This is a genomic window from Janthinobacterium sp. SUN033, assembly GCF_030397595.1.
In the GTDB taxonomy this organism is placed as follows: domain Bacteria; phylum Pseudomonadota; class Gammaproteobacteria; order Burkholderiales; family Burkholderiaceae_D; genus Janthinobacterium; species Janthinobacterium kumbetense.
This window is the reverse complement of sequence record NZ_JAPQNV010000002.1, coordinates 810,356-824,952: the sequence shown is the minus strand read 5'-3', so window position 1 is coordinate 824,952 and position 14,597 is coordinate 810,356. Positions and strand designations below refer to the sequence as shown.

Sequence of the window (14,597 nt, the reverse complement as noted above, 5' to 3'; positions counted from 1 at the left end):
GGGAATTCAGACGCGGTGGTAGGGGTGGTTTTGCGTGATCGACCAGGCGCGGTACAGCTGCTCGGCGAGGATCACGCGCACCACGCCGTGCGGCAGGGTCATGCTGGAAATGCGCAGCATGCCTTCGGCACGTGCCTTGAGTTGCGGATCGAGGCCGTCGGCGCCGCCGATCAGGAAGGCCGTGTCGCGGCCATCCTGCTGCCACGCCATCAACTGCTGCGACAGGCCGACGCTGGTCAGGTCCTTGCCGCGTTCGTCGAGGGCGATGATGCGCACGCCCTTGGGCAGGACGGCTTCGATGCGTTCGCGTTCCAGCGCCATCGCCGTGGCGGCGGTCTTGCTGCCGGAACGCTCCACCGGCTTGATTTCTTTCAGCACGATGCGCAATTCCGGCGGCATGCGCTTCGCGTATTCCGCGAAGCCCGTCTCTATCCAGGCCGGCATTTTATGGCCGACCGCAGCGATGATGAGCTGCATCGAGGCTTACGCTTCGACTTTTTTGATACGCTTGATCACGGTTTTTGCCGGTGCAGCATCGGCTGCCGGCTTGGCCGCGCGTGGGGCGCGTACTTTTTTCTCCGGCAGCGCTTTCAGGGCTTTCACTGCGGCTGCTTCGGTCTTGGTTGGCGCGACTTTCACGGTCTTGCCGACGGCTTTGGAAGTGGTGGCTTTTTTCGCCGGGGCTTTCTTGGCGGCGGTGGTGGCTGCCGCGGCTTTCTTGGCAGGCGCCTTTTTCTCGATCACGGGCGTCGCTTCCACATTGGCCTTGCTTGCTGCCAGGTGGCCGCTGACCTTTTTCGGCTCGTCGCCGGCCGCTTTTTTCGGCGCGCGCTTGGCGGCACCCAGCTTGACCGGGGTGTCGCCCCAGATTTCTTCCAGGCGGTAGTAGGCGCGGATAGGTGCTTGCATGATGTGGACGATCATGTCGCCCAGATCGACCAGCACCCATTCACCGGTGTCCTCGCCTTCCATGCCGATGATGTCGCCGCCGGCGTCCTTGACCTTGTTGCGTACCGAGGCGGCCAGCGCCTTGGTTTGACGGTTCGAGGTACCGGAAACGATCGCGATGCGGTCGAACAGGCTGGTCAGGTGGCTCGTTTCGAAGACGGCGATGTCTTGGCCTTTGACGTCTTCAAGGGCGTCAACGACGAGGGTTTGCAGTTTTTTGATGTCCATTTAGCTTTTGTATAAATTATGTTGTTCAATATAGTCTAGCACTAGCGGGGAAACAAGCGGGTTTGCCCGATTCCCCCGTTGTAATGCCGCACGTATTTCGGTGGCGGAGATATCCACCGCGAAGTCCTGTGCCAGATAAGTCAGACCGTGCGGCGTGTTGCGGATGCTTTCCAGTGACCCCAGGCGGCGCGAAAATTCTTCGGCGACCACTTGTGGCACTGCGGTGTCATTCAGCGCGAAGCCGGGGCGGGCCGCGACGCAGATATGCGCGTATTCAAATAATTGCTGCCATTCGCGCCATGTCGCGAGCCGCTGCAGCTGGTCGGCGCCCATCAGGAAAACGATGGAAGCGCGCGGACCCAGCTCGGCGCGTACCTGGCGCAAGGTATCGATGGTGTAGCTGGCCTGGCCATGTTCGCTGCGCGCGATTTCCTGGCGGTCGATCACGACCGGCAGGGGCAGGCCGGCAAACGCCAGGCCGGCCATCTCGGCACGCTGCTGGCCGGTGGCGCCCAGCTTGCTTTTTTGCCAGGGCGCGCCTGCCGGAATCACGCGCAGTTCATCGGCGTGCAGCAGGCTGGAAAAATGCGTGCCCAGCGCGACATGCCCCATATGCACCGGATCGTAGCTGCCACCAAGCAGCGCCACGCATGCCCTGCTACCTGGGTTCACGCCTGCAGCCAGTCGCGATGCACGAGGAAGTCAGTATACAACGCCGCTTCGGGACTGCCCGCTTCCGGGTGCCAGTCGTAGCGCCACTTGACCACGGGCGGCATCGACATCAGGATCGCCTCGGTGCGTCCGCCCGACTGCAGGCCAAACAGCGTGCCGCGGTCGAACACCAGGTTGAACTCGACATAGCGTCCGCGCCGGTAGCACTGGAAGTCGCGTTCGCGTTCGCCGTAGGGCGTGTCCTTGCGGCGCGCCAGGATAGGCACATAGGCGTCGATGAAGGCGTCGCCGGCGCTGCGCATCATCGCAAAGCTGTCGTCAAAGCCCAGGGCATTGAAATCGTCGAAGAAAATACCACCCGCGCCGCGCGCTTCGCGCCTGTGCTTCAGGTAGAAGTAATCGTCGCACCACTGCTTGAACTTCGGATGCAGTTCCTCGCCAAACGGCGCCAGCGCATCATGGCACACCTGGTGAAAGTGCTTCACGTCGCCCGCGTCGCCATAATACGGCGTCAGGTCCATGCCGCCGCCGAACCACCATACGGGTTCGCCATCGGCATTCACGGTGGTGAAGAAACGCACATTCATGTGCACCGTGGGCGCATACGGATTACGCGGATGCAGCACCAGCGATACGCCCATCGCTTCCCACGCCTTGCCACCGAGTTCAGGGCGCGCGGCCGCTGCCGATGGCGGCAATGCGGCGCCGGTGACGTGCGAAAAATTCACGCCGCCACGCTCGAACACATTGCCTTCCTCGATCAGCCGTGAAATGCCGCCGCCGCCCTCGGGGCGCTGCCAGGCATCGGTCAGGAAGGGCTTGCCGTCCTGCGCTTCGAGCGCCTGCACGATACGGCTTTGCAAATCGAGCAAATAGGCCTTGACGGCCGAAGGAGAGGGAGTTGACGACATCGCGTGGGCCGACGAGGCCGAAATAAAAAAGTAAGGACGGATTGTACCCTGTTACGCGTTTTTGTGATAGGGCGGCGCTTGCGCTGTGCGTTTGTGTTGTGGATCAGCGTGCCGGTGGCGTGGCATCGTCCTGCACTACCGTGATGGACAGGTCCGCGCCGGCGCCGGGCAGGCGCGCGCTTTCCACGGCGTGCGCGGCGCGCTGCTGCAAGTCGGGCCGCTCGACGCCCTGCCCGGCGACGGGGGCTGCGGCGGGGGAGGGCGCCTGCCCGGAGACGATGGCGCGGCCGGCAAAGGCCAGTACCAGCACCAGCAGCGCGGCCATCACCCACGTTCCCGGGCGCGCATAGGCGGGGCGTTCCCGGCGGGCCTGGCGCGCGGCGCCATCGACGATGATGCGGCCCAGCTCCGAGCCGTGCTGGCGCGTGCGCAGTAGCTCGAATTGCTGCGCCGTCAAGGTGCCTTGCCGGAGCATCTCGCGCAGTGCGTCAATCGGCGAGGCGAGCAGGCGCTTCTCCGGCAAGCTGGCGTGGGCGGCATCGCGCTGCCACTGGTTGATCAGGTCTTCGTCGTACAGGGTGTCGATGGCCTGGCCGTTGACCAGCTTTAGCGCGTCGGCGGCCAGTTGCTGGCGCTCGAGCAGGGCTTCGCCGCCATGCCGGCGCGGCAGATCCTGTACGCGTCGCAGGAAGTCGTCCTGTGGCAGCAGGTCAGTGCTCAGCAGCCATGCCAGGGCCTCGGCGGGGCCGGCGCCGGCGGCCAGTCGTGGCATGTCGACGTCGTCTTCCTCGTCCAGGGCGAGGATTTCCAGTTCGGCGATGGCGTCGTCGAGTTCATTGTCCGTGATCAGGCGGAGTTGGCGTACCTGAGCGAGGGCGGGATGGACGTGGCTGGTCATGGGTTGCAACTTTGTCTGAAAGGCAAAATCTTAGCGCAAGGTCCGCTTTCCTGGCGCGCCAATCAAAACAGGGCCGGGGCGGATGCATTCCGCGCCGGCCCTGCCGTTTGCCGTCTGGGGCGGGCTTAGTGCTTCAGGCCGCGCCAACCGATGTCGCGGCGGTACTGCGCGCCGTCGAAATGGATTTTTTCCACGGTTTCATACGCCTGTTTCTGCGCCATCTTGATGCTGTCGCCCAGGCCCACCACGCACAGCACGCGGCCGCCGTTGGTCACCAGGCGTTCGCCCTCAATGCGGGTGCCGGCATGGAAGGTGACGGAATCATGCGTTTCGGCCGGGATGTCGCCGATGGAGGTACCCTTGACGGGATCGTCCGGATAGCCGGCGGCGGCCATCACGACGCCAACGGCCGTGCGGCGGTCCCATTCCAGTTCCACGGCGTCGAGCGTGCCGTTGACGGCGTGTTCCATGACGGTCACCAGGTCGGTCTTCAGGCGCGCCATGATGGGCTGCGTTTCCGGGTCGCCCATGCGGCAGTTGAATTCCAAGGTCTTTGGCGTGCCCTTGTCGTCGATCATCAGGCCCGCATACAGGAAGCCCGTGAACGTGATGCCGTCCTTGGCCATGCCCTGGATGGTTGGCACGATGATTTCGCGCATGACGCGCGCATGCATGGCCGGGGTGACGATGGGTGCCGGCGAATACGCGCCCATGCCGCCCGTGTTCGGGCCCTGGTCGTGGTCTTTCAGGCGTTTGTGGTCCTGGCTGGTGGCCAGCGGCAGGATGTTCTTGCCATCGCACATGACGATGAAGCTCGCTTCTTCGCCGGCGAGGAATTCCTCGATGACGATGCGCGCGCCGGCGTCGCCGAACTGGTTATCGGACAGCATCATGTCGACCGCCTGGTGCGCTTCTTCCAGGGTCATGGCAACGACAACGCCCTTGCCGGCGGCCAGACCGTCGGCCTTGATGACGATCGGCGCGCCCATGGCGTCGACATAGGCGTGCGCGGGAGCGACGTCGGAGAAGGTCTGGTAAGCGGCCGTCGGGATGCCGTGGCGCTGCATGAAGGCCTTGGCGAAGTCCTTCGACGATTCCAGCTGTGCCGCTTCTTTCGTGGGGCCGAAGATTTTCAGGCCGCGCGAGCGGAACAGGTTGACGATGCCCGCTGCCAGCGGCACTTCCGGACCCACGACCGTCAGGCCGATGTGTTCCTGCTGAACGAAGTCGGCCAGCAATTGCGGGTCGCTGATGTCGAGATTGACCAGGCGCGCATCGCGCGCGGTGCCGCCGTTGCCCGGCGCGACATACACCATCTGTATGCGTTCGGACTGGGCCAGTTTCCAGGCCAGGGCGTGTTCGCGGCCGCCAGAGCCGACTACCAGAATTTTCATAGGAACCGTTCGTTCAGTGTGGGTTGCAGGGCGGTGCTGCCGCCCTTGAGGTGTATAGCTTATTTTTTGCTTAGTTTTCGATCAGGGCATTCGTAAACACTTCCTGGACGTCGTCCAGCAGCTCCAGCGCATCGATCAGCTTTTGCATCTTGATGGCGTCGTCGCCCGTGTAGACGGTTTCCGTCGCCGGTTTCATGATGACTTCGGCCACTTCGGCCTTGAAGCCGGCCGCTTCCAGCGCTTCCTTGACGGCGGCGAAATCATGCACGGGAGTGACCACTTCGAAGCCGCCCTCTTCATCGGCGATGACGTCGTCGGCGCCCGCTTCCAGGGCCGCTTCCATCAGCTTGTCTTCATCGGTGCCCGGCGCGAACAGCAACTGGCCGCAGTGCTGGAACATGAAGGCGACGGAGCCTTCGTTGCCCATGTTGCCGCCGTTCTTGTTGAAGGCGTTGCGGACTTCAGCCACCGTGCGTACCTTGTTGTCGGTCATGCATTCGACGATGACGGCTGCGCCGCCCACGCCGTAGCCTTCGTAGCGCACTTCTTCGTAGTTGGCGCCATCGACGCCGCCGCTGCCGCGGTTGATCGCGCGCTGGACGTTGTCTTTTGGCATGTTCGCATCGGCCGCCTTGTCGACTGCCAGGCGCAGGCGCGGATTGGTGATGGCGTCGGCGCCGCCCATGCGGGCCGCGACCGTGATTTCCTTGATCAGGCGCGTCCAGATTTTGCCGCGCTTGGCATCGGTGGCAGCCTTTTTATGCTTGATATTGGCCCATTTGCTATGTCCTGCCATGTCGAATCTTCCTTAGACGGGTGTTCAATTGTGGCCGACATTTTAGCATATCGGCCCCCTGCGAAGCGGCGCGGCCCCGTCATCAGGATGACACAATCTGTTGCTAAAGTGACGCGCTTTCACCATATCGAGGGCGCGACATCATGGCAAGTCAAATGGACAGGCGGCAATTTCTGAAATTGGGCGGCTTTATTACCGTCTCCGTGGCCACTGTCGGCCTCGCCGCCTGCGGCAGCACCGATTACAGCGATCCTGGCGTGCCGCTGGCCTCGGGCAGCGACTGGAAGTTCCCGCAAAGCGTGGCTTCGGGCGACCCGCGTGCCGACAGCGCCATGCTGTGGACGCGCGTCGTGCCCGCCAGTTTCGACGCCGTCGCGCCCGCCGTGGCCGGCAAATCCGACGTCGCCGTGCGCCTGATCGTCAGCGCCAGCGACAATACGGCCGCCCTGGGCGGCAACACGGCCCTGGTCGGTACGCCCATCGTCGATGCGAAATTGCCCCTGAAAGCAGATTTCGACAATACCCTGCGCCACAAGGTGACGGGCTTGCAGCCGGGCCAGGTGTATTTTTACCAATTCATCGCCGGCGACGTGCGCTCGAACGTGGGCCGCTTCAAGACGGCACCCGCCGCGACCAGCGACGTGACCCAGCTGCAGTTCGCCTACCTGACATGCCAGGACTGGAGCATCAACCACTGGGGGGCGCTGTCGCACATCGCCGCCAACGAATCGCTCGATTTTATCGTCCACCTGGGCGATTACATCTATGAAACGGTGGGCGAAGCCTTCCAGAGCGGCGCAGTGGAAAGCCGCCACGACCAGTTGAAATTGCCCGACGGCACGTACAAAAGCGGCACCTCCGGCGCGAAATACGCGACCACCGTGGCCGATTACCGCTACCTGTACAAGAAATACCGCACCGATGCGCGCCTGCAAGCCGTGCACGAGCGTTTTGCCTTCATCGCCATCTGGGATGACCATGAATTCACGGACGACGCCTGGCAGGATGCGTCCACCTATGAAGGCATCGTGGCGACCGACGGCAGCGACTTGCACCAGCCGGCCCGCCGCCGCAGCGCCAACCAGGCGTGGTTTGAATACATGCCGGCCGACGTCACGTTCGACGCCGCCGCGACGACCTTCCAGAATATCCAGATTTACCGCGATTTCCAGTTCGGCAAACTGATGCAGCTGGTGATGACGGACGAGCGCCTGTACCGCGCCGACCATGCGATCGCCGAGTCGACCATCAATCCCGCCACGGGCAAGCCGCTGGGCAGCATCGGCAGCCGCTACCTGGTGCCGCAAGCGCTGTTCGACAGCGTGGAAGGGCAGAAAATGGCGGCCGCCACCAAGGCCGGCGCCGATCCGCTGGCGGCAGTGGGCATGCTGGGCAGCACGCAGCGCGACTGGTGGAAGGGCAAGATGAAGGCTGCCACGTCGACCTGGAAGCTGTGGGGCAATGAAGTGTCGTTGCTGCGCATGGGCTTGAATGGCACGGATGCGATTGCCACCTTGCTGGCCCTGGGCGCCATGGCCAACGTGGGCAAAGCCATCGCCAGCACCCTGCCATTGGTGGGCGGCAGCGTGCCGCTGGCGTCCGCCATCGTGGCGGCCTCGACGGCAGGCGCATCGTCAAGCGTGGCGCAGGCCGCCGCCATGGCGATTGCCGGCGCCGCAGCCAATGCCGGCGCGCAGGGCGCCGCTGCCGTGGGCGCCGGTTTGAGCGCGGCCCAGGCTGGCATCACGGTGGCTGCCTACAACAGCGGCTCGCCGGCCGCCGCCGCGCAAGTGATCGCCTTCGGCTGGATCAAGCCCGACGTGCAGGCCAAGGGCGCCGCATCGAGCTTTGTCGCCGCTTCCGGCCAGCAAGCGGCGCTGACGCCATTCTTCACGCGCTTCCTGCTCAATTGTGACCAGTGGGATGGCTACAACAGCGAGCGCAAGAACCTGATGGCGCACCTGAAAACCAATGCCATCGGCAACGTGGTGGCCATCACGGGCGATATCCACTCGTTTTTTGCCGGCACGGTCAGCGACGATTTCGACGCGGCCGGCGGCGGCACGCCCGTCATGGTGGACCTGGTGTCGGCCGGCGTCAGCTCCGATTCCTTCTTCAGCTACCTGAAGTCGGCGGCCGGCAGCATGGGCGACATCGGTACTTTGGTCAGCTATCCGCTGGCCATCCCCGTCACGGGCCTGGGCACGGTGAACCTCGACGTCAACCTGCTCGACTACACCATGGGCAAGGCGGCGCCCACCGTCGACAGCCTGCTGGAGCAATTGCGCGTGCAATTGCGCGGCGCCCTGGCTGCCAAGGGTGTGCCGGAAGCGCAACTGGACGCGACGGTCGCTGCCGTGCAGGCTGGCTTGAAAGCAAGCACTGACTTCAGTGCAACCCTGCTGGGCCTGGCGCAGCAATTATCCGGCCTGGGCAACAACCCATGGATCAAGCATTTGAGCACGGATGCGCAGGGCTACACGGTGGTGACCTTGACGCCGGGCAAGCTGGTGGCGCAGTTCAAGCAGGTGAATAAACTGGTCGGCACGGCGGCGCCGTCGAACGTGATTGCGCGCGTGACGACGGCGACGGTGACGGCGGGTGCGGCGGCGGTGGTGGTCTCTTAATCTGCCGCCGGTTTTATTCGGGGCCAGACGGGGACGCCGAGTCCCGCCGGGTCTGGCCCCGGCTTTTGCCTTACAATCTGGGCATGAGCTCCAGTTCCCCGCAAGCATCCCCTGCATCGATTCCCCGTTCCGTCTACCTCGGTGGCCTGGCCATCGCCGTGGGCGGGGCGGTACTGTTTTCCACCAAGGCCATCGTCGCCAAGCTGCTGTACCGCTACCAGATCGACGCCGTCACCCTGATCGCCTTCAGGATGATCTTTTCGCTGCCCGTGTTCGCCGTCATCGCTTGCTGGAAGATGCGCACGGAGCCGCCGCTATCCAATAGCGACCGTTGGCGCCTCGTCGGGCTGGGCCTCGTCGGCTACTACCTGTCCAGCTATCTGGACTTTCTTGGCTTGCAATACATTTCCGTGGGCCTGGAGCGCCTGATCCTGTTCCTTACGCCTACTTTCGTGCTCCTGATTACCACCGTGTACTTCAAGCAGCGCATCAGCCGCCTGCAGTGGCTGGCCCTGTTCACCTCCTACTGCGGCATCGTGCTGGTGTTCGTGCACGACTTGCAGGGCGGCGCCAGCAACGTGGCGCTGGGCTCGACCCTGGTGCTGGGCTCGGCCTGTGCCTATGCCGTGTACCTGCTCGGTTCGGGAGAGCTGGTGAAGCGCATCGGCTCGATGCGCCTCGTCAGCTATGCCATGTGCGTGGCCAGCTTTGCCTGCATCGCCCAATTCTTCATCCTGCGCCCCGTCGAGCTGCTGATCCAGCCCATGCCCGTGTATGGCTTGTCTTTGCTCAATGGCATCTTTTGCACGGTGATGCCCGTCTTCATGACGATGATTGCCGTCGAGCGCATCGGCGCGCCCGTCGCTTCGCAGGCCGGCATGATCGGCCCCGTGTCGACCCTGTTCCTGGGCGCCATGATCCTCGATGAACCGATCACCAACTGGCAACTGGCTGGCACCAGCCTGGTATTGGCCGGCATTTACTTGCTGTCGAAAAAGAAATAATTCCTCCACCCACTGAAAATGTCCCCACCATGAAAACACGCATCGCCCTGATTGCCCACGACAAGAAAAAAGATGACATGATTACCCTGGCGGGCGAATACCTGGACTTTTTGAAGGGTTGCGAACTGTCGGCCACGGGCACCACGGGCGGCCGCCTGATCAACGAGCTGGGCCTGGCGGTCGAACGCAAGCATTCCGGCCCGTTCGGCGGCGACTTGCAGATCGGCTCGCTGCTGGTGGAAGGCTTGATCGATTGCGTGATCTTCCTGCGCGACCCGATGACGCCGCAGCCGCACGAGCCGGACATCAATGCCCTGGTGCGCGCCTGCGACGTGCACAACGTGGCGTGCGCGACCAATCTGTCGTCGGCGCACCTGGTGCTGTCGCAATTGCAGGCGCGGGCCAGCGCTGCCGCCTGACGTTTTCCCGATTCTTCTTCAAGGAGCATATTGTGAGCGCAACGATTACCACCAAAGCCATCCGCGTACAGCGCGTGGGCGGCCCGGATGTGATGGAATATGTGGATGTGGAACTGCCGCCGCCGGGTCCCGGCGAGGCGCGCGTCAAGCACGAGGCCATCGGCCTCAATTTCATCGACGTGTATTTCCGCACGGGCTTGTATCCGCAGCCGCTGCCCAATGGCCTCGGTGTCGAGGGGGCGGGCATCGTCGAGGCGGTGGGCGAGGGCGTCACGGAAGTGAAGGTGGGCGACCGGGTGGCGTATGCGGCGCGCATCAATGGCGCGTATGCGCAGCAGCGCAACCTGCCGGCGGCCCTGCTGCTGGTGTTGCCCGAGCGTATAGGTTTCGATACGGCCGCCGCCATGATGCTGCAAGGCTTGACGGTGCAATACCTGTTCCACCGCACGGTGGCCCTGAAGGCGGGCGACACCATTTTGTTCCACGCGGCCGCGGGCGGCGTGGGCCTGATCGCCTGCCAGTGGGCCAAGGTGCTGGGCGTGAATCTGATCGGCACGGCCGGTTCCGATGAAAAGGCGGCGCTGGCCAAGGCGCATGGCGCGGCCCATGTCATCAATTACAACACGGAAAACTTCGTCGAGCGCGTGCGCGAGATCACGGGCGGCAAGGGCGTCTCCGTCGTCTACGATTCCATCGGCAAGGATACGTTCACGGGTTCGCTCGACTGCCTGGCGCCGCTGGGCATGATGGTCAGCTTCGGCAACGCGTCCGGTCCCGTGCCGGCCTTCACTTTGAGCGAACTGGCATCGCGCGGCTCGCTCTTCATCACGCGTCCGGCCCTGTTCAGCTATGCCTCGAACCGCGCGAATCTGGAAGAGATGGCGACCTCGCTGTTCGGCGTCGTCAGCAGCGGCGAAGTGCAGATCGAGATCAACCAGCGCTACGGCCTGGCCCATATCGCCCAGGCGCATACGGACCTGGAAGGGCGCAAGACGACCGGTTCGACCATCATCGTGCCATGAGCGGCGGCAATGATGGCACGCCGAAGTTCGGCCGATTGCTGATCGTGCTGTTATTGGCCGTGGCCCTGATCGGCGCGCTGACCTTTGCGGCCGAGGCGTATTATTCGTAGACATAAAAAAACCGGCTGGCGCATCGCTGCACCAGCCGGTTTTTTGTATTGCCACGTAATTATTCCACCTTGACTTCCACTTTACGGGGCACGCCGCTCTGGCCGGGGAAGTCGGCAAAGGCGCTGGCGACCATGGCGGGCATTACTTGCGACGTGGCGCGCTTGTTGCTGGTCGATTGCACGGTCACGTCGTACAGTTTCTTGCCGTTGCGGTCATTGATCGTCACGCGCAATTCGCGTTCGTATTTATGGCGCACGCTTTCTTCCACGTCCATCGGGCCATACCAGTAGGGGTTATAGCCAAAGCGACCGTAGCCTGGCCATGCGCCGTAGCGGTAGCCATAGCGGCCAGGCCAGTAGCCGGGACCATACCAGAATGGGTCGGATGCCTGCAGCACGCGCTCAGGGTAGTCGACGGTCGAAAAATTCATTGCCACCCGCAAATTGGCTGCCGCAGGGCCGGACGCTTCGCCGAAACCGTGTTTGGCCAGTTCCGCGCGCACCAGGTTCTGGTAGCTGCGGTATTCCAGCGTGTCGTCTTCGGCCGCCGGCGCTTCAAATGCATACGATTTGTCCTGCAATTGCGCAGGCCACTCATGGAATACGGTCACATCGCTGCGTATGGTGGTGGCGCATCCGGTGAGCAACACGGTCAATGCGGCCATCATGATGGTGAGATATCGTTTCATTGCATGACCTCCTGATTAGTAGACGCAATTCTTCGCTTAGTATTATAAGAATAGTTCTATTTGTTTCTATTCATTATTACAGAATGTTACCTGGCATGTCTGCGTGTAAGGGAATCCAACATTCCTGACCTGAATCGCGACTATCGGGGGCTGGTGTTGGTAAAATAGGCTTTTGCCTCCGCTCCCACCCAAATCCCTATGCGCACAGACAGCCCTCAGACGATTTACCGCAAAGATTACACGCCGCCCAGCTTTTTGGTCGACAGCGTCGAACTTGGTTTCGATCTCGATCCCGCCCGCACAGTGGTGGCGAGCCGGATTCAAATGCGCCATAACCCGGCCAGCACCAGCCGCAGCATCGAATTGCACGGCGAACACATCGAACTGGTGCTGGTGCGCCTGAATGGCAAGGTATTGAAGCCGTCGCAGTACAAGCTGACGGCCGGCATGCTGACCATCCCCAAGGCCCCGGACGAGGTGACGCTCGATATCGAAACCGTGCTGGCGCCGCAGGACAATACCTCGCTGTCCGGCCTGTATGTGTCGAACCATAATTTCTTCACGCAGTGCGAGGCGGAAGGCTTCCGCCGCATCACCTTCTTCCCTGACCGCCCGGATGTGATGGCCAAGTACACGGTCATGCTGCGCGCCGACAAGGACAACTATCCGGTGCTGTTGTCGAACGGCAACCTGATCGAAGAGGGCGACCTCGGCGATGGCCGCCATTACGCCAAGTGGGAAGACCCGTTCAAGAAGCCGTCCTACCTGTTCGCCCTGGTGGCGGCGCGCCTGGTATGCCAGGAAGAGCGCTATACCCTGAAGTCGGGCCGCGAAGTGCTGCTGCAAGTGTGGGTGGAAGACGGCAACCTGGATAAAACCGACTACGCCATGCAGTCGCTGAAAAACTCGATCCGCTGGGACGAGGAGCGTTTCGGCCTGGAACTGGACCTGGACCGCTTCATGATCGTCGCCGTGGGCGATTTCAACATGGGCGCCATGGAAAACAAGGGGCTGAACATCTTCAATACCAAGTATGTGCTGGCCAATTCGCGCGTGGCGACGGACGTCGATTACGCGGGCATCGAAGCGGTGGTGGGCCACGAATACTTCCATAACTGGACCGGCAACCGCGTGACGTGCCGCGACTGGTTCCAGCTGTCGCTGAAGGAAGGCTTGACGGTGTTCCGCGACCAGGAGTTCTCGGCCGACATGATCGGTACGGACACGGGCCGCGCCGTCACGCGCATCGACCAGGTACGCACCCTGCGCCAGGCGCAGTTCCCCGAAGACGCGGGCCCGATGGCCCATCCCGTGCGTCCCGATTCTTTCGTCGAAATCAATAACTTTTATACGGTCACCATCTACGAGAAGGGCGCCGAAGTGGTGCGCATGTACCAGACCCTGGTGGGCCGCGACGGTTTCCGCAAGGGTATGGACCTGTACTTTGAGCGCCACGATGGCCAGGCCGTGCAGTGCGACGACTTCCGCGCCGCCATGGCCGATGCGAATGGCCGCGACTTCAGCCAGTTCGAGCGCTGGTACAGCCAGGCGGGTACGCCCATCGTGACGGCATCCACGCGCTACGATGCGGCCAGCCGGACGTTCGAGCTGACCCTGTCGCAAAACTGCCCCGCCACGCCGGGCCAGCCGAAAAAACTGCCTTTCCACATCCCCGTCACCGTCGGCTTGCTGGCCGCCGATGGTCGCGACCTGCCGCTGCACGTCGATGGCGTCGTGTCGAACGGCGCTGCCAGCGTCGTGCTGGAACTGACGCAAGCGTCGCAGACTTTCCGCTTCACGAATGTGACGGAGTTGCCCGTGCCGTCGCTGCTGCGTGACTTTTCCGCGCCCGTGGTGCTGGAATACGATTACACCGACGAGGAACTGCTGCATCTGTTCCGCCACGACAGCGACCCGGTCAACCGCTGGGAAGCGGGCCAGCGCCTGGCCATGGAGCGCCTGCTGAAACTGACCGGCGCCATCGCCGCCGGCGAGACCCTGGCGCTGGACGACACCTTCATCGAAGCGCAACGCGCCTTGCTGGCCGACGAAACGCTCGATCCTGCCTTCCGCGAGCTGGCCCTGATCCTGCCGTCGGAAACCATCATCGCCGAGCGCATGGCGCAAGTCGACCCGCAGGCGATCCACGCGGCGCGCCAGTTCATGCGCCGCACGATTGCGGCGGCCCTGAAGCCGGAATTGCTGGCGCAATACCACGCCAACCAGACGCCGGGCGAGTACAGTCCCGACGCCCTGTCGGCCGGCAAGCGCGCGCTGAAAAACCTGGCCCTGTCCTATCTGCTGATCGCGTCGGGCGAGCAGGAACTGGCCCTGGCGCAGCAGCAGTTCGACGGTGCCGGCAACATGACGGACCGCGCGGCAGCGCTGGGCGCCCTGATCCATTCGGGTTCGCCATCGCACGCGCAGGCGGCGCTGGCCAGTTTCTATGCCGACTTCGAGAATGAAGCGCTGGTGGTCGACAAGTGGTTCGCCATGCAGGCGGCGGCGCCATCGACCGATGTGCAAGCCGTGCGCGAGCTGATGACGCATCCGGCCTTCACCTTGAAAAATCCGAACCGCGCGCGCAGCCTGATCTTCAATTTCACGAACGGCAATCCGTCGCAATTCCATGTGGCTGACGGCAACGGCTACGCCTTCTGGGCCGAGCAAGTCATCGCGCTCGACGCCCTGAACCCGCAAGTGGCAGCCCGCCTGGCGCGGTCCATGGACCGCTGGCGCCGTTACGTGCCCGCGCTGCAAAGCCACATGCGCGACGCGCTGGAAAAAGTCGCCGGCCAGGCCAGTCTGTCGAATGACGTGATGGAAGTCGTCAGCAAGGCATTGGCCAATTAACACCGCAATAATCATCAAAACAGAGG

General features: G+C 63.1%; 13 protein-coding genes. 5 read left to right on the top strand and 8 right to left on the bottom strand.

Annotated elements, in window-relative coordinates; translation table 11 throughout:
• Positions 1 to 6: 6 nt before the first annotated feature.
• From rlmH to OX460_RS12230, 7 genes are all read right to left on the bottom strand, one after another.
• On the bottom strand, positions 7 to 477 hold the full coding sequence (rlmH, locus tag OX460_RS12260; protein WP_034747108.1) for a 23S rRNA (pseudouridine(1915)-N(3))-methyltransferase RlmH: 471 nt from the start codon (positions 475 to 477) through the stop codon (positions 7 to 9).
• 6 nt (positions 478 to 483) lie between these two features.
• Complete coding sequence (rsfS, locus tag OX460_RS12255) at positions 484 to 1,176, bottom strand: ribosome silencing factor (protein ID WP_289898780.1); 693 nt, start codon at positions 1,174 to 1,176, stop codon at positions 484 to 486.
• Positions 1,177 to 1,824, bottom strand: a complete 648-nt coding sequence (gene nadD, locus OX460_RS12250; RefSeq protein ID WP_257218867.1) for a nicotinate (nicotinamide) nucleotide adenylyltransferase — start codon at positions 1,822 to 1,824, stop codon at positions 1,177 to 1,179. It lies immediately after the preceding gene.
• 20 nt (positions 1,825 to 1,844) lie between these two features.
• Positions 1,845 to 2,759, bottom strand: a complete 915-nt coding sequence (gene hemF / locus OX460_RS12245; protein ID WP_251350553.1) for an oxygen-dependent coproporphyrinogen oxidase — start codon at positions 2,757 to 2,759, stop codon at positions 1,845 to 1,847.
• 103 nt (positions 2,760 to 2,862) lie between these two features.
• Positions 2,863 to 3,657, bottom strand: a complete 795-nt coding sequence (locus tag OX460_RS12240; protein ID WP_289898779.1) for a hypothetical protein — start codon at positions 3,655 to 3,657, stop codon at positions 2,863 to 2,865.
• 125 nt (positions 3,658 to 3,782) lie between these two features.
• A complete protein-coding gene (gene purD, locus OX460_RS12235; RefSeq protein WP_099666692.1) occupies positions 3,783 to 5,051 on the bottom strand; it encodes a phosphoribosylamine--glycine ligase in 1,269 nt (422 codons plus the stop codon).
• A 70-nt stretch (positions 5,052 to 5,121) separates the two neighbouring features.
• The gene (locus OX460_RS12230; RefSeq protein WP_077408206.1) at positions 5,122 to 5,847 is read right to left on the bottom strand and encodes a YebC/PmpR family DNA-binding transcriptional regulator; all 726 of its coding nucleotides are present in this window, start codon (positions 5,845 to 5,847) and stop codon (positions 5,122 to 5,124) included.
• 143 nt (positions 5,848 to 5,990) lie between these two features.
• Here OX460_RS12230 and OX460_RS12225 point away from each other — a divergent pair, with 143 nt between their 5' ends.
• The 4 genes from OX460_RS12225 (at position 5,991) to OX460_RS12210 (ending at position 10,919) form a co-directional block, all read left to right on the top strand.
• Positions 5,991 to 8,474, top strand: a complete 2,484-nt coding sequence (locus tag OX460_RS12225; RefSeq protein WP_289898778.1) for an alkaline phosphatase D family protein — start codon at positions 5,991 to 5,993, stop codon at positions 8,472 to 8,474.
• An 83-nt stretch (positions 8,475 to 8,557) separates the two neighbouring features.
• Positions 8,558 to 9,478, top strand: a complete 921-nt coding sequence (locus OX460_RS12220; RefSeq protein WP_099666695.1) for a DMT family transporter — start codon at positions 8,558 to 8,560, stop codon at positions 9,476 to 9,478.
• A gap of 29 nt (positions 9,479 to 9,507) precedes the next feature.
• Positions 9,508 to 9,897 (top strand): methylglyoxal synthase, encoded by a 390-nt coding sequence (locus OX460_RS12215; RefSeq protein WP_034786684.1) that lies wholly within the window; start codon positions 9,508 to 9,510, stop codon positions 9,895 to 9,897.
• A 92-nt stretch (positions 9,898 to 9,989) separates the two neighbouring features.
• The gene (locus OX460_RS12210) at positions 9,990 to 10,919 is read left to right on the top strand and encodes a quinone oxidoreductase (protein WP_251350740.1); all 930 of its coding nucleotides are present in this window, start codon (positions 9,990 to 9,992) and stop codon (positions 10,917 to 10,919) included.
• A 169-nt stretch (positions 10,920 to 11,088) separates the two neighbouring features.
• Here the strand turns inward: OX460_RS12210 and OX460_RS12205 are convergent, their stop codons facing one another.
• The gene (locus OX460_RS12205) at positions 11,089 to 11,718 is read right to left on the bottom strand and encodes a DUF4136 domain-containing protein (RefSeq protein ID WP_099666698.1); all 630 of its coding nucleotides are present in this window, start codon (positions 11,716 to 11,718) and stop codon (positions 11,089 to 11,091) included.
• A gap of 198 nt (positions 11,719 to 11,916) precedes the next feature.
• Here OX460_RS12205 and pepN point away from each other — a divergent pair, with 198 nt between their 5' ends.
• Positions 11,917 to 14,571 carry an aminopeptidase N gene (gene pepN / locus OX460_RS12200; protein ID WP_289898777.1) on the top strand — a complete coding sequence of 885 codons (2,655 nt, stop codon included), beginning with the start codon at positions 11,917 to 11,919 and terminating at the stop codon, positions 14,569 to 14,571.
• The last annotated feature ends 26 nt before the right edge of the window (positions 14,572 to 14,597 follow it).

Coding starts and splice junctions, on each gene's coding strand:
- rlmH (WP_034747108.1), bottom strand. CDS start 477: ATGCAGCTCATCATCGCTGCGGTCGGCCATAAAATGCCGGCCTGGATA.
- rsfS (WP_289898780.1), bottom strand. CDS start 1,176: ATGGACATCAAAAAACTGCAAACCCTCGTCGTTGACGCCCTTGAAGAC.
- hemF (WP_251350553.1), bottom strand. CDS start 2,759: ATGTCGTCAACTCCCTCTCCTTCGGCCGTCAAGGCCTATTTGCTCGAT.
- OX460_RS12240 (WP_289898779.1), bottom strand. CDS start 3,657: ATGACCAGCCACGTCCATCCCGCCCTCGCTCAGGTACGCCAACTCCGC.
- purD (WP_099666692.1), bottom strand. CDS start 5,051: ATGAAAATTCTGGTAGTCGGCTCTGGCGGCCGCGAACACGCCCTGGCC.
- OX460_RS12230 (WP_077408206.1), bottom strand. CDS start 5,847: ATGGCAGGACATAGCAAATGGGCCAATATCAAGCATAAAAAGGCTGCC.
- OX460_RS12225 (WP_289898778.1), top strand. CDS start 5,991: ATGGCAAGTCAAATGGACAGGCGGCAATTTCTGAAATTGGGCGGCTTT.
- OX460_RS12220 (WP_099666695.1), top strand. CDS start 8,558: ATGAGCTCCAGTTCCCCGCAAGCATCCCCTGCATCGATTCCCCGTTCC.
- OX460_RS12215 (WP_034786684.1), top strand. CDS start 9,508: ATGAAAACACGCATCGCCCTGATTGCCCACGACAAGAAAAAAGATGAC.
- OX460_RS12210 (WP_251350740.1), top strand. CDS start 9,990: ATGGAATATGTGGATGTGGAACTGCCGCCGCCGGGTCCCGGCGAGGCG.
- OX460_RS12205 (WP_099666698.1), bottom strand. CDS start 11,718: ATGAAACGATATCTCACCATCATGATGGCCGCATTGACCGTGTTGCTC.
- pepN (WP_289898777.1), top strand. CDS start 11,917: ATGCGCACAGACAGCCCTCAGACGATTTACCGCAAAGATTACACGCCG.